At 73.2% G+C, this 22,058-nt stretch carries 27 protein-coding genes; 11 read left to right on the top strand and 16 right to left on the bottom strand.

Annotation, left to right across the window (positions count from 1 at the left end):
* Window positions 1-6: 6 nt before the first annotated feature.
* Entirely contained in the window at window positions 7-255 is a 249-nt protein-coding gene (locus tag AB5970_RS05510; protein ID WP_370502910.1) for an FMN-binding protein, read from the bottom strand.
* Window positions 256-277: 22 nt separating this feature from the next.
* Between AB5970_RS05510 and AB5970_RS05505 the strand changes: the two genes are divergently transcribed.
* On the top strand, window positions 278-493 hold the full coding sequence (locus tag AB5970_RS05505) for a hypothetical protein (protein ID WP_370502909.1): 216 nt from the start codon (window positions 278-280) through the stop codon (window positions 491-493).
* Between the two features lie 25 nt (window positions 494-518).
* Here the strand turns inward: AB5970_RS05505 and AB5970_RS05500 are convergent, their stop codons facing one another.
* The 3 genes from AB5970_RS05500 to AB5970_RS05490 all read right to left on the bottom strand — a co-directional run bounded on the left by AB5970_RS05500 (window position 519) and on the right by AB5970_RS05490 (window position 3,568).
* Entirely contained in the window at window positions 519-1,886 is a 1,368-nt protein-coding gene (locus AB5970_RS05500) for a ferredoxin reductase family protein (protein WP_370502908.1), read from the bottom strand.
* Window positions 1,887-1,964: 78 nt separating this feature from the next.
* Window positions 1,965-2,696 carry a glutamine amidotransferase gene (locus AB5970_RS05495; RefSeq protein WP_370502907.1) on the bottom strand — a complete coding sequence of 244 codons (732 nt, stop codon included), beginning with the start codon at window positions 2,694-2,696 and terminating at the stop codon, window positions 1,965-1,967.
* The gene (locus tag AB5970_RS05490; RefSeq protein WP_370502906.1) at window positions 2,693-3,568 is read right to left on the bottom strand and encodes an oxygenase MpaB family protein; all 876 of its coding nucleotides are present in this window, start codon (window positions 3,566-3,568) and stop codon (window positions 2,693-2,695) included. Before AB5970_RS05490 ends, AB5970_RS05495 begins: the two co-directional genes overlap by 4 nt.
* 87 nt (window positions 3,569-3,655) lie before the next feature.
* Here AB5970_RS05490 and AB5970_RS05485 point away from each other — a divergent pair, with 87 nt between their 5' ends.
* Window positions 3,656-4,426: an MBL fold metallo-hydrolase gene (locus AB5970_RS05485; protein ID WP_370502905.1), complete on the top strand. Its 771-nt coding sequence runs from the start codon at window positions 3,656-3,658 to the stop codon at window positions 4,424-4,426.
* Between the two features lie 33 nt (window positions 4,427-4,459).
* On the opposite strand, the gene rnhA is transcribed toward AB5970_RS05485, so the two are convergent.
* Window positions 4,460-4,936, bottom strand: a complete 477-nt coding sequence (gene rnhA, locus AB5970_RS05480) for a ribonuclease HI (RefSeq protein ID WP_370502904.1) — start codon at window positions 4,934-4,936, stop codon at window positions 4,460-4,462.
* 17 nt (window positions 4,937-4,953) lie between these two features.
* Between rnhA and AB5970_RS05475 the strand changes: the two genes are divergently transcribed.
* Both AB5970_RS05475 and AB5970_RS05470 read left to right on the top strand, forming a co-directional pair.
* Window positions 4,954-7,521: a DEAD/DEAH box helicase gene (locus AB5970_RS05475; RefSeq protein ID WP_370502903.1), complete on the top strand. Its 2,568-nt coding sequence runs from the start codon at window positions 4,954-4,956 to the stop codon at window positions 7,519-7,521.
* Between the two features lie 43 nt (window positions 7,522-7,564).
* On the top strand, window positions 7,565-7,837 hold the full coding sequence (locus AB5970_RS05470) for a hypothetical protein (protein WP_370502902.1): 273 nt from the start codon (window positions 7,565-7,567) through the stop codon (window positions 7,835-7,837).
* Window positions 7,838-7,840: 3 nt separating this feature from the next.
* On the opposite strand, the gene AB5970_RS05465 is transcribed toward AB5970_RS05470, so the two are convergent.
* Window positions 7,841-8,239, bottom strand: coding sequence for a YccF domain-containing protein (locus AB5970_RS05465; protein WP_370502901.1), 399 nt, complete (start codon window positions 8,237-8,239; stop codon window positions 7,841-7,843).
* A gap of 72 nt (window positions 8,240-8,311) precedes the next feature.
* On the opposite strand from AB5970_RS05465, the gene ybaK reads away from it, so the two are divergent.
* The 6 genes from ybaK to AB5970_RS05435 all read left to right on the top strand — a co-directional run bounded on the left by ybaK (window position 8,312) and on the right by AB5970_RS05435 (window position 11,223).
* Window positions 8,312-8,809 (top strand): Cys-tRNA(Pro) deacylase, encoded by a 498-nt coding sequence (gene ybaK / locus AB5970_RS05460; RefSeq protein ID WP_370502900.1) that lies wholly within the window; start codon window positions 8,312-8,314, stop codon window positions 8,807-8,809.
* 20 nt (window positions 8,810-8,829) lie between these two features.
* Window positions 8,830-9,558: a YggS family pyridoxal phosphate-dependent enzyme gene (locus AB5970_RS05455; RefSeq protein WP_370502899.1), complete on the top strand. Its 729-nt coding sequence runs from the start codon at window positions 8,830-8,832 to the stop codon at window positions 9,556-9,558.
* 333 nt (window positions 9,559-9,891) lie between these two features.
* Window positions 9,892-10,086 (top strand): helix-turn-helix transcriptional regulator, encoded by a 195-nt coding sequence (locus AB5970_RS05450; protein WP_370503027.1) that lies wholly within the window; start codon window positions 9,892-9,894, stop codon window positions 10,084-10,086.
* Window positions 10,073-10,528, top strand: coding sequence for a hypothetical protein (locus AB5970_RS05445; RefSeq protein ID WP_370502898.1), 456 nt, complete (start codon window positions 10,073-10,075; stop codon window positions 10,526-10,528). Before AB5970_RS05450 ends, AB5970_RS05445 begins: the two co-directional genes overlap by 14 nt.
* 15 nt (window positions 10,529-10,543) lie before the next feature.
* The gene (locus AB5970_RS05440; RefSeq protein WP_370502897.1) at window positions 10,544-10,915 is read left to right on the top strand and encodes a YidH family protein; all 372 of its coding nucleotides are present in this window, start codon (window positions 10,544-10,546) and stop codon (window positions 10,913-10,915) included.
* Window positions 10,912-11,223, top strand: coding sequence for a DUF202 domain-containing protein (locus AB5970_RS05435; RefSeq protein ID WP_370502896.1), 312 nt, complete (start codon window positions 10,912-10,914; stop codon window positions 11,221-11,223). The genes AB5970_RS05440 and AB5970_RS05435 overlap by 4 nt, the downstream gene beginning before the upstream one ends.
* Window position 11,224: 1 nt before the next feature.
* Here AB5970_RS05435 and AB5970_RS05430 read toward each other — a convergent pair whose 3' ends face one another.
* From AB5970_RS05430 to AB5970_RS05415, 4 genes are all read right to left on the bottom strand, one after another.
* On the bottom strand, window positions 11,225-12,283 hold the full coding sequence (locus tag AB5970_RS05430) for a lipoate--protein ligase family protein (RefSeq protein WP_370502895.1): 1,059 nt from the start codon (window positions 12,281-12,283) through the stop codon (window positions 11,225-11,227).
* A gap of 22 nt (window positions 12,284-12,305) precedes the next feature.
* A complete protein-coding gene (locus AB5970_RS05425; RefSeq protein ID WP_370502894.1) occupies window positions 12,306-13,178 on the bottom strand; it encodes a hypothetical protein in 873 nt (290 codons plus the stop codon).
* An 88-nt stretch (window positions 13,179-13,266) separates the two neighbouring features.
* Window positions 13,267-14,889 carry a citramalate synthase gene (cimA, locus tag AB5970_RS05420; protein WP_370502893.1) on the bottom strand — a complete coding sequence of 541 codons (1,623 nt, stop codon included), beginning with the start codon at window positions 14,887-14,889 and terminating at the stop codon, window positions 13,267-13,269.
* A 298-nt stretch (window positions 14,890-15,187) separates the two neighbouring features.
* The gene (locus AB5970_RS05415) at window positions 15,188-15,499 is read right to left on the bottom strand and encodes a hypothetical protein (RefSeq protein WP_370502892.1); all 312 of its coding nucleotides are present in this window, start codon (window positions 15,497-15,499) and stop codon (window positions 15,188-15,190) included.
* Window positions 15,500-15,701: 202 nt separating this feature from the next.
* Between AB5970_RS05415 and AB5970_RS05410 the strand changes: the two genes are divergently transcribed.
* Window positions 15,702-16,322 (top strand): DUF6069 family protein, encoded by a 621-nt coding sequence (locus AB5970_RS05410; protein WP_370502891.1) that lies wholly within the window; start codon window positions 15,702-15,704, stop codon window positions 16,320-16,322.
* Window positions 16,323-16,327: 5 nt separating this feature from the next.
* Here the strand turns inward: AB5970_RS05410 and AB5970_RS05405 are convergent, their stop codons facing one another.
* From AB5970_RS05405 to ilvN, 6 genes are all read right to left on the bottom strand, one after another.
* Entirely contained in the window at window positions 16,328-17,332 is a 1,005-nt protein-coding gene (locus AB5970_RS05405) for a serine hydrolase domain-containing protein (RefSeq protein ID WP_370502890.1), read from the bottom strand.
* On the bottom strand, window positions 17,332-18,453 hold the full coding sequence (locus AB5970_RS05400; protein ID WP_370502889.1) for a branched-chain amino acid aminotransferase: 1,122 nt from the start codon (window positions 18,451-18,453) through the stop codon (window positions 17,332-17,334). The genes AB5970_RS05405 and AB5970_RS05400 overlap by 1 nt, the downstream gene beginning before the upstream one ends.
* Before the next feature lie 87 nt (window positions 18,454-18,540).
* Window positions 18,541-19,602, bottom strand: a complete 1,062-nt coding sequence (locus AB5970_RS05395) for a 3-isopropylmalate dehydrogenase (protein ID WP_370502888.1) — start codon at window positions 19,600-19,602, stop codon at window positions 18,541-18,543.
* A gap of 53 nt (window positions 19,603-19,655) precedes the next feature.
* Complete coding sequence (locus AB5970_RS05390; RefSeq protein WP_370502887.1) at window positions 19,656-20,210, bottom strand: ASCH domain-containing protein; 555 nt, start codon at window positions 20,208-20,210, stop codon at window positions 19,656-19,658.
* 248 nt (window positions 20,211-20,458) lie between these two features.
* Window positions 20,459-21,487 (bottom strand): ketol-acid reductoisomerase, encoded by a 1,029-nt coding sequence (ilvC, locus tag AB5970_RS05385; RefSeq protein ID WP_370502886.1) that lies wholly within the window; start codon window positions 21,485-21,487, stop codon window positions 20,459-20,461.
* 45 nt (window positions 21,488-21,532) lie between these two features.
* A complete protein-coding gene (gene ilvN, locus AB5970_RS05380; RefSeq protein ID WP_370502885.1) occupies window positions 21,533-22,057 on the bottom strand; it encodes an acetolactate synthase small subunit in 525 nt (174 codons plus the stop codon).
* Window position 22,058 lies beyond the last annotated feature (1 nt).

The raw sequence follows: 22,058 nt of genomic DNA, 5'->3' as shown, positions 1-22,058 counted from the left end.
ACCGCGTCAGCCCCGCTGGTCGATGGCCGACTGCACGGACTCGGCGTAGGCCTGCGACGTGTAGGTGGCACCCGAGACGGTGTCGATCTGCGCCGACTGGGCCGCGATGACCTCCTGCGCGAGGATCGGCGTGGCCCGCGCGTTGATCTGGATGCTCTCGCCGTGGCCGCCGGGCGTCTGCAGGGCCTGCACGTCGGTGATCTGGCCCGCGGTGAACGTCACCGACACCTGGACGGGGCCGTACCGAGTCTGCACCGACGAGCCGACGATCGTGACGGTGTCGTTGGTGGTCGTGGCCGCGCCCGAGCCGGTGCTCGTCGCCGACTGGCTGGAGTCCGACGACGAGCTGGAGGAGCTCGAGGAGCTCGACCCCGTCGAGCCCGTCGACGCGGACGTCGAGGCGCCCGAGGCGGTCGCCGCCGTGGTGTCCGGGGCGAGCACGGCGAACTTCGCGAACCCCGCCGCCCCCATCGCGGCCACGGCACCGGTGTAGATCAGGGTCCCTCTCCAACGTGTCGTCACGACTCGATCTCCTCTCGATGGATGGCGGTGCGCGGCACGCCCAGGGCCCGCGCGGAGCGCACGACGGCGTCCGTCATGGCCGGCGGCCCGCAGACGAAGACGTCGCGCGACGCGATGTCGGGCACGAGCGCCCGCAGGTGCGGGGCGTCGAGCGGGTCGTAGCCGAGCCGGGCGCGGCGCCCGGGCACCGGCACGTACTGCAGGCTGGGCGACGGGGTGAACTCGGACGCCAGGGCGAGCCCGGCGGCGTCGTGGGCGCGGTGCACGACCACCAGCTGGTGGCCCCGCACGAGCAGGTCCTCCGCCAGCGCCCGCACCGGGCCCACACCCGCCCCGCCGGCCACGAGCAGGGCCTTGCGGGTGGTCGCCCGGTCGGCGGTGAAGCGCCCGAACGGCCCCTCGACCTGCACGCGCGTGCCGGGACGGAGGTCGGCGACCGCCGCGGAGTGGTCCCCGAGGGCACCGACCGTGAAGCGCAGCCGGTCCCCGGTGGGCACCATCGACATCGAGTACGGGTGCGCGGTCGCCCGGTGCCCCGGCGTGAGGAACCGGACGAGGAAGAACTGCCCGCCGCGCGCCTCCAGGGCCGCCAGCCCGCGCCCCTCGAGCCACACGCTCGCCAGCCCCCGACCTTCGGGCACGACCGCGGACACCCGCAGCCCGAGCCGGCGGTGCGCGACCAGCGGGAGCACGACGCGCCAGGTCAGCAGCGCGGCGGCCGTCCCTGCGTAGAGGAGGATCCACACGCCGCGGGCCACCGGCGAGTCGACGAAGTGGGTGCCGCCGGCCACCTGGTGGGCGAACGCGAGGAAGACACCGACGTAGATGGTCAGGTGGACGGCGAACCAGACCTCGTACGAGAGCTTCTGGCGGGCGAGCCTCGCACTGGACAGGCCCACCGCGAGGAAGAGCACCGTGCCGATCAGGGCCGGCCACAGGTACGGCTGCGTGGCCAGGACGCCCGGCACCTCCGACCAGAGGCTGATGCCGTCGAGCATCGAGCCGCCGACGATCATGAGCGCGACGTGCGTGAGCACGAGCAGGACCACCGACGTGCCGAGCGACCGGTGCCATGCGACCAGCCGGTCGAAGCCGATCCCCCGCTCGAACCACGGCACCCGGCCGACCAGCAGCAGCTGGGCGCAGACCAGGTACGAGGCGAGCAGGCCGGCGAGCTCGCCGAGCGCGACGAGCGCGCCGCCGGGGGTGGCGCCGGCCGAGGCGGCCGTGCCGGTCCACCAGAACAGCAGGACCGCCAGCACGCCGAGCCAGAGCATGGGGAGCACGCCGCTGCGCGTCCGGGCGGTCGGCTCCGGTGCGGCGAGGGTGGCGAGGGGCGGTGCGTCCCAGGTCGTCGTGGTCATGGAACGAGTCTGTCCGCGCGTTCTCAGAGGATTCTCCGAGCTACCTGTCCGTCCGCTGTGAGGCGGACCGACCCCCCGTCAGCGCGCGTACCGCCGCACGAACGCCTCGAGGATGAGTGGGGGCGCCCACACGTCCGCGGCCTGCACCCGCGCGATCACCTCGTCGTACTCCCCCGGCCGGTAGTAGCCGTAGTCGCGGTACACGCCTATGCGCGTGGTGATCCCGGCCAGGTCGAGCTCGGGGTGGAACTGCGTGGCGTAGAGGTTCTCGCGCACGCGGAACATCTGCACGGGGCACGTGGCCGACGACGCGAGCAGCACGGCCTCCGGGGGCAGCACGCGGCAGGCCTCCTTGTGCCCCACGAACGCGTCGAACGACTCGGGCAGCGCGGCCAGCAGCGGGTCCGCCCGCCCGGCGTCCGTGAGCGTGACCGTCACCGCGCCGATCGGCTCGGCGTAGGTGCCGTCGATCACCGCGCCCTGGTGCACGCCGAGCGTGCCCACGCCGTAGCAGGCGCCGAGGAACGGCAGGTCGCGGTCGACGATCTCGTCGAGCAGCGACGACACCTCGGCCTCGACCCGGCGCTGCACGGGCGACTTCTCGTCCTCGGGCTTGCTCGCGTCGTAGGGGCTGCCGCCGACGATCACGCCGTCGTACCGGTCGAGGTCGACCGGCAGGAACGGGGCCGCCTCCATCCGCACCTGCTCGAGCTCGTCGGCGCGCAGGCCCCCGAACCGCAGGAATGCGGCGTGCTCCCCGACTGCGGCCACGTCCTCGGCGCGCGAGCTGAGCAGCAGGAACCGGGTCATCGCGCGACCGACACCCGGCTGGCGTCGTCCGGTCCCAGCATCCAGCGGATCGCTCGGGTGGCCACGGCTCCGGAGGCCCGGCCCGCCGCCAGACCCACCCGGCCGGGCCGGTCCAGCCCGAGCAGCTCGAACGACCACGCCGGCATCGAGGCGACCGCGGCGCGGGCGAGCAGGGCGTAGCCGGGCCGCAGGCTGCGCGGCACCGGCGGCTCGTGCAGCAGGAAGTCCGCGGCGTCGCGCGCGGCGGCCGACGGCCCGAGCACCGGGCGGAACTCGTCCAGCGCCTTGGTCAGCTCGGCCACCGACTCGGGCACGCGCTCCGCGCCGAGGGCGACGGCGACCCGCGACGCCTGCGCGACGTACTCGTCGGCGCCGGCGGCGTCCAGCGGTCGCTGGCCGAACACCCGGTGGCTGCGCAGGAAGCTGTCGACCTCGGCCACGTGCACCCAGCGCAGCAGGTCGGGGTCGCCGGCGAAGTACGCGAGCCCGTCGGGCGTGACGCCGCGGATGCGCTCGTGCACCCAGCGGACCCGGTCGATCGCGGCCGTGGCGTCGTCGATGGTGCCGAACGTGGTGACCGCCAGGAACGTGCTGGTCCGCGCCAACCGGCCCCACGGGTCGCCCCGGTAGCCCGAGTGCGCCGCGACCGCCGCCATTGCCGCCGGGTGCAGCGACTGCAGCAGGAGCGCGCGCATGCCGCCGACGAACATCGAGGCGTCGCCGTGCACCGCGCGGATGGCGGAGCCGGGCGGGAACCAGCGCGGTCCGGGGGTGCCGTGGATGCGCTCGCGGCTGGCCAGCCCGTCCGGGCCGGCCACGCGCAGGAACAGGCTGGTGCCGGCACGGTCGCGCACCGCGGCGAGGCTCTGCACTGTGCACCCTCCCGGTCGGCGGCTTCCCTGCCGTCGATGGTAGGTCGCCCCTGTCCCGTCCGCGCCCGGCGGGCCATGCTGGCGACCATGACGACGCTCACCCACATCGGCGGGCCGACGGTGCTGATCGAGATCGACGGCTGGCGGTTGCTCACCGACCCCACGTTCGAGGCGCCCGGGCGCGGGTACGCGTTCGGCTGGGGCACGCACGGAACCAAGGTCGCGGGGCCCTCGGTCGAGGTGGCCGACCTCGGGCCCATCGACGCGGTCCTGCTCTCCCACGACCAGCACGCCGACAACCTCGACGACGCCGGCCGGGCCCTGCTGCCGTCCGTCGGCACGGTCCTCACCACGGTCCCCGCCGCGCGGCGCCTGGGCGGCAACGCCGTCGGGCTGGAGCCGTGGCGCACGACGACGCTCGAGGACGGCGAGCGTCCGTCGCTCACCGTGACGGCGACCCCGGGCCGCCACGGACCCCCGCTCACCCGCGCGGTCGTCGGCGACGTCACCGGCTTCGCGGTCCGGCGGTCGGGGGCCGACGAGGTGGCGGTGTGGGTCTCCGGCGACACGGTGCTGTTCGACGGCGTGCGGGAGGTGGCGCGGCGCCTGAGGGTGGACGTCGCGGTGCTGCACCTCGGCGCCGTGCGGTTCGGGGTGACCGGTCCGGCCCGGTTCACGTTCAGCGCCCGCGAGGGTGCCGAGCTGGTCGACCTGCTGCGCCCGCGCGTGGTCGTCCCGGTCCACTACGAGGGCTGGTCCCACTTCCGCGAGGGGCGCGCCGTGATCGAGCCCGCGCTGGCGGCGACGAAGGCCGAGGTCCGCTGGCTCGAGCCCGGGCGGGCGACGGAGGTGGGCTGAACGCCATGATCGGCTCGTGGCGCTGGACCTGACCTAGCCGCCCGCGCGCACCTTCTCGACCCCGCGGTTGGCCAGCTGGTCGGCGCGCTCGTTGCCCGGGTCGCCGGCGTGCCCCTTGACCCAGACCCAGCGGACCGTGTGCCGCGCGATCTCGGCGTCGAGGGCCTCCCACAAGTCCTGGTTCTTCACCGGCTTCTTGTCGCCGGTCCGCCAGCCGTTGCCCTTCCAGCCGGCGATCCAGCGCGTGACGCCGTTCATCACGTACTGCGAGTCCACGTGCAGGGTCACGTCGCAGGGCCGGGTCAGCGCCCGCAGCCCCTCGATCACTGCGGTCAGCTCCATGCGGTTGTTGGTGGTGAGCTCCTCGCCGCCGAACAGCTCGCGCTCGTGCTCGCCGTACCGCATCCAGGCGCCCCAGCCGCCGACGCCCGGGTTGCCCTTGCAGGCGCCGTCGGTCCACATCTCCACCGTCGGTCGCTCGCTCACGGCCCACACCCTAGACGGCCGCATGGGACCATCGACGCACGATGAGCACCCCCACGCTGGCCGACCGCATCCCGGCCGATCCGATCGATCCCGACGCGCTGTACGAGGCCTTCACCGGATGGGCGTCGGACCAGGGACTGGCCCTGTACCCGCACCAGGACGAGGCCCTGCTGGAGCTGGTGACCGGCGCGCACGTGATCCTGTCCACGCCGACCGGCTCCGGGAAGTCGCTCGTGGCCGTCGCGGCCCACTTCGTCGCGCTGGCCCAGGGCCGCCGCACGTACTACACGGCCCCGCTCAAGGCGCTGGTCAGCGAGAAGTTCTTCGCCCTGGTCGAGGCGTTCGGCTCGGCCAACGTCGGCATGATGACCGGCGACTCCGCGGTCAACCCGGGCGCGCCGATCATCTGCTGCACGGCCGAGATCCTGGCCAACGTGGCGCTGCGCGACGGCGACGACGCCGACGTCGGCCAGGTGGTCATGGACGAGTTCCACTTCTACGCCGACCCCCAGCGCGGCTGGGCGTGGCAGGTGCCGCTGCTCGAGCTCACGAAGGTCCAGTTCGTGCTCATGTCCGCGACGCTCGGCGACGTCGGCTTCTTCGCGGAGGACCTCACGCGCCGGACCCACCAGCCGGTCGCGGTCATCGCCAACGCCGAACGGCCGGTGCCGCTCACGTTCAGCTACGCCATCGAGCCGCTGCACGAGCTGCTGGACGAGCTGGTGAAGACCCGCCGGGCTCCCGTGTACGTCGTGCACTTCACGCAGAAGGAGGCCGTCGAGCGCGCCCAGTCGCTCATGTCGACGCCCCTGGCCAGCCGCGAGCAGCGGGACCGGATCGCCGACGAGATCGCGGGGTTCCGGTTCGGCCCGGGCTTCGGGCGCACGCTCAACCGGCTGCTCCGGCACGGGGTCGGCGTGCACCACGCGGGCATGCTGCCCAAGTACCGCCGGGTGGTCGAGCGCCTGACCCAGAAGGGCCTGCTGCCGGTGGTCTGCGGCACGGACACGCTCGGCGTCGGCATCAACGTGCCCATCCGCACGGTGCTGCTGACCAGCCTGGTGAAGTACGACGGCGTCCGGATGCGGCACCTGTCGGCCCGCGAGTTCCACCAGATCGCGGGCCGCGCGGGCCGCGCCGGCTTCGACACGGTCGGCGAGGTCATCGTCCTGGCGCCCGAGCACGTGATCGAGAACCGCAAGCTGCTGGAGAAGGCCGGCGACGACCCCCGCAAGCTCAAGAAGATCGTCCGCAAGAAGGCCCCCGAGGGGCACGTCAACTGGACCGACAAGACGTTCGAGCGGCTGCGCGACGCGCCGCCCGAGCCTCTGACCAGCAGCTTCGCGGTGTCGCACGCCATGGTGCTGCACGTGCTGGCGCGGCCGGGCGACCCCGTCGCGGCGATGACGAAGCTGCTCACGGACAACCACGAGCCCGAGGGCGCCCAGGGCCGGCACGTCCGCCGCGCCGTCGCGGTCTACCGCTCGCTGCGGGCCGCGGGCGTCGTCGAGCGCCCCTGGGTCGAGGACCCGACCGCCCCGCACGGCCGTCGCCGGGCCGTGCGGCTGACCGCCGAGCTGGCCCCGAACTTCGCGCTCAACCAGGCCCTGTCGCCGTTCGCGTACGCGGCACTCGACCTGCTGGACCGCGACGACCCGGCCTACGCGCACGACGTCGTCTCGGTCATCGAGGCCACGCTCGACGACCCGCGCCAGGTGCTCGCCGCGCAGGAGAACCGCGCGCGGGGCGAGGCGGTCGCGCAGATGAAGGCCGACGGGCTCGAGTACGACCAGCGGATGGCCCTGCTGGAGGACATCGGCTACCCCAAGCCGCTCGCCGAGCTGCTCGAGGCCATGTTCGTCACGTACCGGCAGACCAACCCGTGGGTGGCGGACCTCGCGCTGTCCCCCAAGTCGGTGGTGCGGGACATGCACGAGCGGGCGATGGGCTTCGCCGAGTACGTGGCCTACTACCAGCTGGACCGCACCGAGGGCGTGCTGCTGCGCTACCTCGCGGACGCCTACCGCGCCCTGCGCCAGACGGTCCCCGAGGAGGCCCGCACCGAGGAGCTCTGGGAGATCATCGAGTGGCTGGGCGACGTGGTCCGCCGCACGGACTCGAGCCTGCTGGACGAGTGGGAGCGCCTGAGCAACCCGCTGGACGAGCACGGCGCCGACGCCCCCGGCGGCATCGACGAGGACGTGCCCGAGCCCATCACGGCCAACCCCCGGGTGTTCCGCGCCCTGGTCCGCGGCGCGCTGTTCCGCCGGGTCGAGCTGGCCGCACGCGAGTTCTACGGCGGCCTGGCGCAGCTGGGCGACGTCGACCCCGACGACGTGCCGTGGGACGCCGACCGCTGGCGGACCGCCCTCGACCCGTTCTACGACGACCACGACGAGATCCTCACCGGCGCCCCCGCCCGCGGTCCGGCGCTCTTCCAGGTGACGCCCGGGCGCGGCACCTGGCAGGTCCGCCAGCTGCTCGACGACCCCGAGGGCGACCACGACTGGCGGATCGACGCGGTGGTCGACCTGGCGGGCTCGGACGAGACGGGCGAGGTGCAGCTGCGGATCGCCGCGGTCGGACCCCTGGGCGACCTGACGGCCTGAGACGCCGCCCGGCCGCCCCTGTCGCTCGTACTACCGTTCGCGCATGGCGACAGACCCGCAGGACAGCCCGACCGACCCGCCCGTGCGCACGCGCCGGTCACCGCGCTTCGTGTTCCTCGTCTGCCTGGTCGCGGCGCTGCTGAGCGCGTTCTTCGTGCTCGGGCTGCTCACGCTGGTCGCGGCCGTGGTGCTCGTGGTCACCGCCATGGTGCTGCAGGCCCGGGGCAAGAACCCGGCCCTCTGGTTCGCGGCGAGCACCGGCGTCGCGGCCGGCACCCTCATCTACCTGGTCGCGATCCTCATCATCGGCCGGTAGCGGTCACTGGCCGTAGGCCGCCATCAGGCGGTCGGACGGCACGATCTGCTTCCCCAGCGGGAACAGCGAGATGGGCACCATCTTCCAGTTGGCCAGCGCGAGCGGGATGCCGATGATCGTGATCGCCTCCGCGATGCCCGTCACGATGTGCATGAGGGCCAGCCACCACCCGGCGACGACCAGCCAGATCACGTTCCCGATGACGGACCACGCGCCGGCGGTGGGCTTGTCGACCACCGTGCGCCCGAACGGCCACAGCGCGTAGCTGGCCATCCGGAACGACGCGATGCCGAACGGGATGGTGACGATCAGCACGCAGCAGATGATCCCGGCGAGCACGTAGCCGAGCGCCAGCCACAGGCCCGCGAAGATGAGCCAGATGAGGTTCAGCAGGGTCTTCACGCGGCCAGCCTGCACCCTGCGCCGCCGCGGGCGGTATCGGGGACCACCCTGATCCGCCCCTATCGTGGCGTCGTGGCCAAGAAGGAGCACGCCCCCACCGGCACCCCCGCACTCGTCGCCCTGACCGCCGCCGGGGTGCCGCACACCGCGCACGCGTACGAGCACGATCCCGCGAGCACCCTCGGCTACGGGCTCGAGGCCGCCGCGGCGCTCGGGGTGCCGGCCGAGCAGGTGTTCAAGACCCTGATGACGGTCGTGGACGGCACGCTCACGGTCGCCGTGGTCCCCGTGACGGGCCAGCTGGACCTCAAGGCGCTCGCGCACGCGGTCGGCGGCAAGAAGGCGACCATGGCGGCCAAGCCCGACGCCGAGCGCGCGACCGGGTACGTGGTGGGCGGCATCTCGCCGCTGGGCCAGCGCAGCGCGCACCCCACGGTCGTCGACGAGACCGCGTGGCTGTTCGACACCGTCCTCGTCTCCGGCGGCCGGCGCGGCCTCGACGTCGAGCTGTCCCCGGACGACCTGGTGCGGCTCACCGCCGCGACGGTCGCGGACATCGCCCGCAGCTGACCGCCGGTAGGTTCTGCGGCATGGGAGACGCGCCGGACCGGCACACGATCGCCGGTCGGCTGGCGGAGGTCCGCCGACGGGTCGCCGCGGCGGCGGTGACCGCGGGCCGGGACCCGGCAGACGTGCGGATCCTCCTGGCGACCAAGACCCAGCCCGCCGAGCTCGTGCGGGCGGCGCTCGCGGCCGACCGCGACGCCCGCGCCGCCGACCCGGCGCTGGCCCCCGTGCTCGTCGGCGAGAACCGGGTGCAGGAGCTCGTCGCCAAGGGACCCGAGCTCGCCGGCCTGGCCGGCCTGCACCTCATCGGGCCGTTGCAGTCCAACAAGGTCAACGCCGCCGTGCGCTGGGCGTCGTGCATCGAGTCGGTGGCCACCCGCGAGCTGGCCGAGCGGCTCTCGGCGCGCACCACCGACGCGCTCGACGTCTACGTGCAGGTGAACGTGTCGGGCGAGGCGACCAAGCACGGCGTGGCGCCGGACGACGCCGTCGCGCTCGCGCGGTCGGTCGCCGCGCTTCCGCGGCTGCGGGTGGCCGGGCTCATGACCGTCGGGGCGCGCTCGGACGACCCCGGTGCGGTCCGGGCCGGGTACGCGCTGCTGCGGTCGCTGCGCGACGAGATCGTCGCGGCCGGCACTCAGACGGCGACGGAGCTGTCCATGGGCATGAGCGGGGACCTCGAGCTCGCGATCGCCGAGGGCGCCACCCTGGTGCGCGTCGGCAGCGCGGTCTTCGGCGCCCGCCCCACGTGACCTCCGCGCAGCAGCAGCACCTGCGCGGTCCGGACGGATGCGCGGCTCCGGGTGGTCGCCAGCTCGCGGGCGCGCAGCACCGAGAGGCGGCGCAGCTGTCGGTCGAGGTCCAGGTCCATGTCTCCCCCTTCGTCGTGCGTCAGGAGCACGCGGTCCCCCGCCTGATACGTGCGCAGAGTGACAAGGTCGCTTGACACGACGGCCGATGTCAAGCACGCTTGTCACGTCAAGCACGCTTGACATCCACCGCAGACCTCGGAGGCCTTCCGTGCCGGACCTGCTCGACACCCGGACGACCGCGTGCGCGCTCCTGCCCACCCGGCCGGCGACGCGATGAGGAACGACATCCGCCGCCTGCGCGAGGAGGCAGGCCTCTCCCAGGCCGCGCTGGCCGAGGCGCTCGCCGTGTCCCGCCAGACGGTCAACTCGTTGGAGACCGGGCGGTACGACCCCTCCTTGCCGCTGGCGTTCGCGGTGGCCCGCTACTTCCGCACGACGATCGAGGAGATCTTCCATGACGACGTCTGAGCCCGACCGCCCCGTCCGGACGCCCCCGCGCACGCTGTCCGACCGCCGGTTCCTGGTCGCCTGCGCGTGCGGGCTGACCGCCGTCGGCCTGCTGTGGCTGACCTTCACGCTGGCGGGGCAGAGCGACACCGCGGCAGGCGCGCTGGTCGGGGGCGGCGGCATCCTCGCGGCCGCCGCCGTGGTCCGCTGGCGGGCACGACGGCGAGGCTCCTCCCCCGACGGCGGCGTCAGCCGCACGGTCCTGGGCACCGCCGACGAGCGCGACAAGACGATCCTCACCGCGTCGCTCGCGTGGGTCGGGCTCGCAGCCTTGCTCGCCAACGCGGTGGGTCTCGCGGCGGTGGCCCTCGGCGCGGACGCGTCGACGGTGATCGGCGCGATCGAGGCCGCCCTCCTCGCCGTCCTCGTCGCGGCGCTCCTGGTGCTCTCCCGGCGACTCTGACGAGAGGATGGGCGCATGGACGACGAGCGGGACGGCCGCTTCCCCCGATGGGTCTACGGCAGCGGCACGGACCCCGACGCCCGCTTCTCGCTGGCCAACGAGCGGACGTTCCTCGCCTGGATCCGCACCTCGCTGGCGCTGCTGGCCGCCGGCGTCGCGCTGGAGGCCCTCGAGCTGCCCGTGCAGGCCGACCTGAGGTTCGCCGCGGCGCTGCTGCTCGTGGCGGTCGGCGTGCTCGCCCCGGTGCTCGCCTGGATCGGCTGGGCGCGGGCGGAGCGCGCCGTCCGGCTCGGGCGCTCCCTGCCGACCCCCTCCGCCTTCAGCCTGCTCGTGGTCGGGGTGTGCGTGTCCGGCACGCTGGTGCTCATCGGGCTCGCGGTCGCGTGACGGACCAGCCGGACCCGCCGACGCTCGCCGCCGAGCGGACCCACCTGGCCTGGCGGCGCACCGCGCTGGGCCTCGCGGGCGGCGGGATCGCGGCCGCCCACCTGCTGCAGGAGTTCTTCGGGCTGTCGGCGTGGAGCCTCGCGGTCGCGGCCGTCGCGGTCGCCGTCGCCCTGGCGATCGTCTCGGCCCGGCGCCACCTGTCCGGCACCCGGCTCCCGCCGGGCGGGCGGCTGGTCGCCGCGAGCACGCTCGGCGTCGTGCTCATCGGCATCTCCGCGGTCGCCTTCGTCCTGCTGCACGGCGTCTGAGTCAGGGGACCCGGGCGGTCCACCCCGGGTCCGTGAACTTGGTCCGCATCAGCTCGGTCGCCCGCGCCAGCTCGTCGGGACGCAGCGTGCCGGCGACGGTCGGGTACCGGTGCCGGAAGTGCGCGGCGAACGCGGAGATGACCTCCTCGCGCGGCAGCTGCGTCTGGGACCGGACGGGGTCGACGCGCTTGTTCGCGCTCGTCGTGCCCTTGTCGGAGAGCTTCTCGCGGCCGATGCGCAGCACCTCGAGCATCTTGTCGGCGTCGATGTCGTAGGACATGGTCACGTGGTGCAGGACGGCTCCGCCCACCATGCGCTTCTGCGCCGACCCGGCGAGCTTGCCGGCCGGCGACGCGATGTCGTTGAGCCCGCTGGTGAACGCCTGCACCCCGACGTCCGCGAGCGCGCCCAGCACCCACTGGTTGAGGAACGCGTAGGACTCCTCGAAGGTCATGCCGTCCACCAGCGACGCGGGCACCACCAGCGAGAACGTGATGCAGTTGCCCGCCTCCATGAACATCGCGCCGCCGCCCGAGATCCGGCGGACCACCGTGATCCCGTAGCGCTCGGCGGCCTCGAGGTCGACCTCGTTGCGCAGCGACTGGAACGACCCGATGATCACGGCCGGCTCCACCCACTCCCAGAACCGCAGCGTCGGGCCGCGCGTCCCGGCGGCGAGCTCCTCGGTGAGCACCTGGTCCAGCGCGGCGTGCAGGGCGGGCGGCAGCGGTCCGGGGTGGATCAGCTCGAACGTGTGGTCCGTCCACGCCGTGGAGAGGCCGAGCGCCCGCCGCACGGCCACCGCCACGGCGTGCGCGTCGAAGCCGACCATGGCGACGGGCTCGTCGACGAGGGCGAGCGCGCTGGTCACGGCGTCGGCCAGGCGGCTCACCGGGGAGTCCCGGGGCAGGCCGTCGAGCGCCGACGACAGGACGTCGAGCGCCTCGTCGGGCTCCAGGAAGAAGTCGCCGCTCACGCTGACGCCGCTCAGCAGCCCGTCCACCACGTCGAGGTCGACCGCGACGAGCTTGCCGCCGGGCACCTTGTACTCACCGTGCACCGGCCCAGCGTAGGTGCCGCGGTCAGCCCAGCGCCTTCACGGCCGCCTGCGCGCGCTCCTGCACCATGGCGTCGAGGCTGGTCGGGTCGCCCAGCGTGGCCAGCGCGGCGTCGGGGTCGCCGGTGGCCAGCGACTCCGCGGTCCACGTGACGATGGCGTTGCCCACCAGCATGTGGCCGCGGTACGACGGCGCGGACGTGCCCTCGGCGGCGTGCGTGACCTCCTGCACGATCGAGGGGTACAGCCCCTGTCCCTCGATCGCGGGCTGCGCGGTCCACGTCGCGCCGTCCACGCCGGTGTTCACCTGGCGGTACTCGGGGCAGGCGTCCACGGTGGTGACCAGGGTGCGGAACGCGTCGCGCGCCGCGGCCGGGTCGGGCAGCAGCACGATCTCCTGCTGGAGCACGAACGCGTCGTTGCCCCACTCGCGCGCGTCGAACCACGGCGGCGCCGTCTCGACGACGGTCACGGCGGTGGTGCACGTGGCGGGCTCGACCGTCGAGCCGGCCGGCAGCCCCCACGTCAGCTGGCCCGAGGGCATGAGCTGCTGCACGCCGGGCTTCGCCGCGGGGACCTGCGCGACGAGGTCCTCCGGGGTGACGAACAGCGGGAGGGCCGTCGTCGGGTCGAAGACGGCGTCCGCGCCCGGCGGGGCCACCGACGTCGACGCCGAGGGCGAGCCCGGCTCGGTGGTCGGCGGGACGGTCACCGTCACGGTCGGCGTCGGCTCGGTCTCCACCGGCTCCCACGGCCGGGTGACCAGGGCGGTGATCAGGCCCAGCGCCAGCACCGCGACGAGCAGCCACCACCAGGCGCGGCGAGACCGGCCGGGCGGTCCCGCCTGCGGATCGTCCCCGGGGGCCGGGCCGAGGGGCTGCGGCGTACTGCCGGACACGACCGCTCCCTCCGCACGTCCGCGGCCGCGCTGCAGCGGCCGTCCGTCCGAGGCTAAGCCGCCCGGCCGGAGAGTGCAGGGATGAACTTCAGAGCGGCTGCACGCCGTGGTTGCGCAGGCCCCAGATGGCGGAGTCGGTGAGCGCCTCCCACGACGCCTCGAGCAGGTTGGGGCCGACGCCCACGGTGCTCCACGACCGCTGCCCGTCGCTCATCTCGATGAGCACGCGCGTGACCGCGTCGGTGCCGTGCATCGAGTCGAGGATGCGCACCTTGAAGTCGATCAGCTCGAACGACTCGAGCTCCGGGTAGACCCGCAGCAGCGCCTGCCGCAGCGCGTGGTCGAGCGCGTTGACCGGGCCGTTGCCCTCGCCCGTGCTGACGATCCGCTCGCCGCCCGCGTGCAGCTTGACGGTCGCCTCGGCGGTGGCCGGCGTGCCGCGCCCGCCCGAGCGTTCGACGATGGTCCGCCACGACTCGACCCGGAAGTACTGCGGCCGCTGGCCGTCGATCTCCTCGAGCAGCAGCAGCTCGAACGACGCGTCCGCGGCCTCGTAGGTGTAGCCGTTGGCCTCGGCGTCCTTGACCCGGTCGGTCACGCGGCCCAGCAGCTCCGGGCGGCCCGAGAGGTCGAACCCGAGCTCGCGGCCCTTGAGCTCGATCGAGGCGCGGCCGGCCATGTCCGAGATCAGCATGCGCATGTCGTTGCCGACGTTGGCCGGGTCCGTGTGCTGGTAGAGGTCCGGGTCCACGCGGATGGCCGAGGCGTGGATGCCGGCCTTGTGCGCGAACGCGCTGGCCCCCACGTACGGCGACCGCGCGAACGGGGAGATGTTGGTGATCTCGCTGATCGCGTGGGCGATCCGCGTGAGCTCGGGCAGCCCGCCGGGCAGGCCCTCCTCGACCTTGAGCACGGGGAGCCCGTACTTCAGCTGGAGGTTGGCGACGACCGCCAGCAGGTCGGCGTTGCCGGTGCGCTCGCCGTAGCCGTTGACCGTGCCCTGGACGTGCGTGCAGCCCGCCTCGACCGCGGCGAGGGTGTTGGCCACGGCGCACCCGGAGTCGTTGTGCGCGTGGATGCCGAGGATGGCGTCGGGGCCGACGACCCCACGGATCTCGTGCACGATGTCCGACACCCACGTGGGCACCATGCCGCCGTTGGTGTCGCAGAGGGCCACCACCTCGGCGCCCGCCTCGAAGCCGGCCAGCACCGCGGCGCGGGAGTACGCCGGGTCGAAGCGGTAGCCGTCGAAGAAGTGCTCGGCGTCCACCACCACGCGGCGCCCCTCGCGCACCAGGAACGCGACGGTGTCCGCGATCATGGCGATGTTCTCCTCGCCCGTGGTCCGCAGCGCGCGCTCGGCGTGCCGCAGGTCGTGCTTGGCGACGAGCGCGACGACCGACGCCTCCGAGTCGACCAGCGCCCGCACCTGCGGGTCGTCGACCGCCCGGGTGCCGGCCTTGCGGGTGCTGCCGAACGCCGCCAGCTCGGCGTTGCGGAAGTCCAGCTCCTTGGCCGCGCGCTTGAAGAACTCGGTGTCCTTGGGCACCGCGCCCGGCCAGCCGCCCTCGATGAAGCCGACGCCCAGCTCGTCGAGCAGGGGCGCGATGGCCAGCTTGTCGGCGACGGAGAGGTTCATCCCCTCCTGCTGGGCGCCGTCGCGCAGGGTCGTGTCGTAGACCTGGAACGGCGTGCTGCTGGGGACGGACACGATGGGCTCTCTTCGGTGCTGGGACGGGCGACTGACCTCGTGCTGGCTGCTGCTGCGTCGCACTGCTCGTCGGCCGGGGTGTGCCGGTGCAGTCGACGGTAGTCGGGGCGGGGGTGGTGCTCCGACCAACAAAAAGACCCCCCGGGGTACGGGAGGTCTGCGCGTCAGCGGGTGGGCCGACGCGCTACTCGATAATGAGGGAGGAGCTGGTCACCACTGCATCGTGGCACACGTCACGTCCCGTGGTCACGCGTTCCACGTGCTGGACACTCCCCGCCGTGCGGTCACCGTCGCGGCCCTACTGACGAACGAAGGACCGACGAGCGAGGGCCACGACCGAGAAGCCGAGCAACAGCAGGCCGGTGAGGACAACCGGGAGGGCAATGACGAGGGCGTACGGCTCGTTGATGCCGTCGGTCGTCGGCGCGGAAGAGACGGCCAGGAGGGCTATCCCGCCCACCAGGAGGCCTGCACCGACGAGGACGCCAACGACGCAGCTGAGCACCGACACCACCGGAGCACGGACCTCAGCCTCCCGGTACGGCGGCGCCCAGGGGATGCCCGACGGGTCGTCGCCAGTCATGCGGTCGTCGCGGCGTTCGACTGGCACTCCGCCTCCTCAGGTCGACCGCACCGTAGCCCCGCGGCGTGTGGTCGCGGCAGGTACGGACTGCTGTTCACCCGACCGGACCCGATACCCGCCCTGACCGCCGGCTCGTGTCCCGACGTCGGCCATCGGGATGTCCGATTCGCTACGGTGGCTCCTACCGGCACCGCCGGCGCGCACGGTTCACGACCGAGCAGGAGGCAGCATGTCCGTCCCGACTCCCCCTCCCGAGCGCCAGTCCGCGTACCCGCACCAGAGCCCGTCGACACCCCCCGCGACGCCCCCGCCGGCACCGCCCGCCGACCCCACGGTGGTCTACCCCGCCGCGGTGCAGCCCGCGCCGGTGCAGCCGGCGCAGCCGGTGCAGCCCGTGGTACCCGCGGCGCCGGTGCGCGCGTCGGGTCCGTCCGTCGACCCCGGCCGCTACTGGGCCGGCGTGGTGGCCACCGCGCTCGTCGCCGCCCTGATCGGCCTGGTCGCCGTGCTGATCGTCGACCAGATCCTCAAGATCGACCTCGCGGTGAAGGACATCCTCGGCACCGGCTCCACCGGCGCGGCCTTCGTCGTCGGCGGCGTGATCGCGTCGATCGTGGCCGGCGGGCTGCTGCACCTGCTCGTGCTCTCGACGCCGAAGCCGCGGGCCTTCTTCGGCTGGATCATGGCCCTGGCCACCCTGACCGCCGCGGTGCTCCCGCTGACCTGGACGGACGACCGGACGTCGGCGATCGCGTCGGGCCTGGTCAACGCCCTCATCGGCATCGCGATCTGGTCCCTGCTGCTCGGCGTGCTGAGCCGGACGCTCCGGCCCGGGGTGCCCGTCGACTGACCCGCTCAGCCGATCAGCTCCCGCTCGAGCGCCCGGAGCAGCGGCCACGCGGCGTCGGAGGTCGTGCCCACCACCGTCACGGTGAGCCCGTCGGCGGGGTCGTGCAGGCTCCGGAACGACACCCCGGCGTCGTACCCCTCGAGCTGGGCGACGTCGCGCGTCGGGTGCAGCCAGAACCCGAGCCCGTAGCGGCGCCCCTCCTGCGGCACGTCGCTGCGGGGCGCGACCATCGAGGCGACCGTGTCCGTGCCGACGATCCGGCCCGCGAACAGCGCGGTCCAGAACCGGTGGACGTCCGCGCCCGTGGTGTACATGCCGCCGTCGCCGCTGCCGAGCACGGGCAGGTGGAACACGTTGGTCCGCCAGGCGCCGTCCTGCTCGACGTACCCGAGCGCCGCGCGGCCCGGCAGCGCGTCGGAGCGCAGGAAGTCGGTGTCCACCAGCCCGGCGGGGGCGCAGACGCGATCGCGGACAAGGTCGTGGAACGGCACCCCGGAGGCCCGCTCGGCTAGCAGCGCGAGCACGACGAACCCCCCGTTGCAGTACGCGAACCGCTCCCCCGCCCGGAACTTCGTCGGGAACCCGTCCAGCACCGCGAGGAACTGCTCCGTGGTCGCCAGCTCGTGCACGGGCACCGTCATCGCGTACGCGCTGATCGGCGTGTCCGCGTCCTCGTCGACGTAGTCACCGATGCCCGAGCGGTGGGCCAGCAGGTGCTCGACCGTGACGTCGTCGGCGACGAGCGGCAGGTCGGCGCCCAGCAGCGAGCGCGCGGTCGTCGTCAGGGCGAGCGTGCCGTCCTCGACCAGGCTCATCACCGCGAGCGCGGTCATGCCCTTGGACCCGCTGGCCATGGCGACCTGCGAGTCCGGGGTCATCGCCAGCCCGTGCCGCCGGTCCGCCAGCCCGAACGCGAGCGAGAGCTCCGTGGCGCCGGCGCGGTCCACCCGCACGACGCCCGCGAAGCCGGTCCGTGCGGCCTCGCGGGCGACGAGCTCGGTGAGGTCCATCAGACCAGGCGGTGCAGCCAGCCGTGCCGGTCCGTCGCTCGCCCGTACTGGATGTCGGTCAGCTCGGCACGGATCCGGGTGGTCACCGGGCCGGCCCCGCCGTCGCCGACCGTCAGGTCGAAGTCGTCGCTGGCCAGCCGGCCGATGGGCGTCATGACGGCCGCCGTCCCGCACGCGAACACCTCGCGGACCGAGCCGTCGGTCAGGCCCTCGCGCAGCTCCGTGAGCGGGATCTGGCGCTCGGAGACCTCGTGCCCGGCGTCCGTGAGCAGCCGCAGGATCGACGAGCGGGTGACGCCCTCGAGGATCGAGCCGGAGATCGGCGGGGTGGCCACGCTGCCGTCGGCGTAGACGACGAACACGTTCATGCCGCCCAGCTCCTCGAGCTGCGTGTTGGTCGACGCGTCGAGGAAGCACACCTGCTCGAAGCCCTTGGCGTAGGCCTCCTGCTGCGGCAGCAGGCTCGCGGCGTAGTTGCCGCCGCACTTGGCGGCGCCCGTGCCGCCCGCTCCGGCGCGGTGGTACTCCTGGTCGACCCAGATGGCCACCGGCCGCACCCCGCCGGCGAAGTACGGGCCCACGGGCGACGCGATGACCAGGAACTCGGCCTCGAGCGACGGACGGACCCCGAGGAACGACTCGGAGGCGTACATGAACGGGCGCAGGTACAGGCTGGTCTCCTCGCCGGACGGCACCCAGGCCTGGTCGGTGGCGACGAGCGCGTGGATGGCGCCGAGGAAGTCCGCCTCGGACAGCTCGGGCAGCGCGAGCCGGCGGGCCGACCGGGCGAACCGCGCGGCGTTGGCCCGCGGGCGGAACGTCCAGACCGAGCCGTCGGCGTGGCGGTACGCCTTCATGCCCTCGAAGATCTCCTGCGCGTAGTGCAGCACCGCGGTCGCAGGGTCCAGCAGCAGCGGTCCGTACTTCTCGACGCGCCGGCCGGTCCAGCCGCTCTCCTGCGAGTACGAGATCCGAGCCATGTGCTCGGTGAACACGGTGCCGAACTTCGGCGAGGCGAGGAGCGCCTCGCGGTCGGCGTCGGCGACGGGGGTGTCGGTGCGCGTGATCTCGAAGCTGTCGACAGACGACGAGTTCGACGTGGGGTTGGTCAGGGTGCTCATGTGCGGGGGCCTTTCACCAGAGTCGGGTTCGACGGTACCGGTGAGGACGGCCGGGTGACAGGCGGAGGCGTGGAGCCTGCGCGTGGACTAGCCGGCGATGCGCGCGGCGAGGTCCTTGCCCACCTCGGCCGTCGACCGTACTCGGTCGGTCCCGCGGTCCGCGATGTCGTCGGCGACGGCCTTCTCGACGCGTGCCGCGGCGTCCGGGAGGCCGAGGTGCTCGAGCAGCAGCGCGACCGACAGCACGGTGGCCGTGGGGTCGGCCTTGCCCTGGCCCGCGATGTCCGGCGCCGAGCCGTGCACGGGCTCGAACATGCTCGGCGCGGTGCGGTCCGGGTTGATGTTGGCCGACGCCGCCAGGCCGATGCCGCCGGTGATGGCGGCGGCCAGGTCGGTGAGGATGTCGCCGAACAGGTTGTCCGTGACGATCACGTCGAACCGCGACGGGTTGGTGACCAGGAAGATCGTCGCCGCGTCCACGTGCAGGTAGTCGACGGTCACGTCGGGGAACTCGGCGTTCACGGCCTCGACCGTGCGACGCCACAGGTGCCCGGCGTGCACGAGCACGTTGTGCTTGTGCACCAGCGTGAGCTTCTTGCGCGGACGCGCGGCGGCGCGGGCGAACGCGTCGCGGACCACGCGCTCGACGCCGAACGCGGTGTTCACGCTGACCTCGTTGGCCACCTCGTGCGGCGTGCCCACGCGGATCGCGCCGCCGTTGCCCACGTACGGGCCCTCGGTGCCCTCGCGGACGACGACGAAGTCGATCTCGCCGGGGTTGGCCAGCGGCGAGGCCACGCCCGGGTACAGGCGGCTCGGGCGCAGGTTGACGTAGTGGTCGAGCGCGAAGCGCAGCTTGAGCAGCAGCCCCCGCTCCAGGACGCCCGACGGCACGCTCGGGTCGCCGATGGCGCCCAGCAGGATCGCGTCGTGCGCACGGATGGCGTCGAGGTCGGTGTCCGTGAGCGTCTCGCCGGTCGCGTGCCAGCGGCGGGCGCCCAGGTCGAAGTCCGTGGTCGAGACGGTGACCGGGGTGCCGTGCAGCGCCGTGTCGAGCGCGAGCAGGCCCTGCTCGACGACCTCCGTGCCGATGCCGTCACCGGCGACGACGGCGAGGCGGATGTCCCGGGCAGCAGCGGTGTCGACCATGCGGCGAGCCTAGACCCCGTCCCACCGCTCGGGACGGGCGTCTCACCCTGCGGTCAGTCGACCGCGGGCGTCGGGCCGGTCGTCGGATAGATCAGCTCGAAGCGCTCGAGCATCACGTCGATGGTCGTCGAGAAGCCCTCCCCCAGCACCCGGCGCCACGACTCCTCGTGATGCGTGCGCCACGACTCCAGCGAGCCGTCGTCCTCGGCCTCGGCCGCGGCGTGCTCGGCACCGACCTGGTCGAACGGGACCACCTCGACCTCGGTGGTGCGCAGGAGCGCGCGCGGGCTGCCCTCGCCGTCCACCACGATCGACAGGTCGCCCACCCGCGGGATCTCGAGGCCCACCTGCTCCAGCTCGGCCACCGCGAGCGCCGTCGCCGTCTTGCGGCCGTCCAGCACGCGGGCCAGCAGCTCGTCCGCCTCGGCGTCGTCGCCGTACGACCACGACGGCGGCGGCACCACGTCCTCGGCCGTCCCGCCCAGCACGCTGTCCAGCTTGCCGAACCCGACATGCCCACGGGCGGCCTGCCAGAACGCGGCGACCCTCTCGTCCTCGACCGCACCCTCGGCGCCGTGCTCGGGCGGCTCCACCTGCTGGTCCGTCATCGTCGTCCCTCCGTCGTCGTCCGCCCATCCTGGCGTACGCGCTGGTCGGTGGCACACTCCCGCGGGCCGGAGCGGCCGACAGATGTCCCACCCTGCCGCACTCGGTGCAGGAGTGACGCACGGGGCAGCCCGGCCGGCGCACGGGTCCCTGGGGCACCCGGTGCGTCAGGGTCGGACGCGCGGCGACGGGCGGAACGCCGAACGGCACCCCGACAGGAGCCGGGGTGCCGTTCGGTCGGAGCAGAGGATCAGCGCGCCGCGCTTCCCTCGACGTAGTCGGTCTCCGACGGCTTCACCCAGGCGAACAGCTTGCGCAGCTCGCGGCCGACGGGCTCGATCGGGTGGTTCTGGCCCTTCTCGCGCAGGGCCTTGAACTCCGGCGCGCCGGCGTCCTGGTCGGTGATGAAGCGCTCGGCGAACGCGCCGTTCTGGATGTCGGCCAGCACGGCCTTCATGTTCTCCTTCACGTCCGGCGTGATGACGCGCGGGCCGGAGACGTAGTCGCCGTACTCGGCCGTGTCGGACACGGACCAGCGCTGCTTGGTGATGCCGCCCTCGAAGATGAGGTCGACGATCAGCTTGAGCTCGTGCAGCACCTCGAAGTACGCGACCTCGGGCTGGTAGCCGGCCTCGGTCAGGGTCTCGAAGCCGTACTGGATCAGCTGCGAGACACCGCCGCAGAGGACGGCCTGCTCGCCGAACAGGTCGGTCTCGGTCTCCTCGGTGAAGCTGGTCTTGATGCCGGCGGCGCGCAGGCCACCGATCGCCTTGGCGTACGAGAGCGCGAGGTCCCACGCGGAGCCCGACGCGTCCTGCTCGACGGCGACGATGACCGGCACGCCGCGCCCGTCGACGTACTCGCGACGGACCAGGTGACCCGGGCCCTTGGGGGCGACCATGAGCACGTCGTGCTGGGCGGCCGGCTTGATGTAGCCGAAGCGGATGTTGAAGCCGTGGCCGAAGACCAGCGCGGCGCCGTCCTTGAGGTTGGGCTCGATCTCCTCGCGGTACACGATGCGCTGCACCTGGTCGGGCGCCAGGATGACGACGACGTCGGCCTCACGGACCGCGTCGGCCACCGAGGCGACCTTGAGGCCCTGGTTCTCCGCCTTGGCGCGGGACGCCGAGCCCTCGCGCAGGCCGACGGTCACGTCGACACCGGAGTCGCGCAGGTTGAGGCTGTGCGCGTGCCCCTGGCTGCCGTAGCCGATGACGGCGACCTTCTTGGACTGGATGATCGACAGGTCGGCGTCGTCGTCGTAGAACAGCTCGGCCACGATGGGTCTCCTCGGTGTGTGGTTCTGCTTCAGTAACGGAAAAGGTCAGGCGCTGCGGTTGACGCGCTCGAGCGCGCGGTCGGTGATCGAGCGCGACCCGCGGCCGATGGCCACGGTGCCGGACTGCACGATCTCCCGGATGCCGAACGGCTCCAGGGCGGCGAGCAGGGCGTCGAGCTTGCCAGGCCCGCCGGTCGCCTCGATGACGACCGTGTCGGGCACGACGTCGACGACGTGCGCCCGGAACAGCTGGACGACCTCGAGGACGCTGGTGCGCTGCGTGGTGTCGGCCTTGACCTTCACCAGCAGGAGCTCGCGCTGCACGGAGGCGGCGTCCTCGAGCTCGACGATCTTGATGACGTTAATCAGCTTGTTCAGCTGCTTGGTCACCTGCTCGAGCGGCAGGGCGTCGACGTCGACGACGACCGTGATGCGCGAGATCTCGTCGTGCTCGGTGGGACCGACCGCGAGCGAGTGGATGTTGAACGACCGCCGCGCGAACAGGCCGGCGACGCGGGTCAGCACGCCGGGCTTGTTCTCGACGAGGACCGACAAGGTGTGGCGGGACATG

Origin of the sequence: Cellulomonas sp. ICMP 17802 (assembly GCF_041295535.1) — a bacterium.
GTDB lineage: Bacteria > Actinomycetota > Actinomycetes > Actinomycetales > Cellulomonadaceae > Cellulomonas.
The sequence above is the reverse complement of the archived record's forward strand: the minus strand, read 5'-3'. Positions and strand labels throughout refer to the sequence as shown.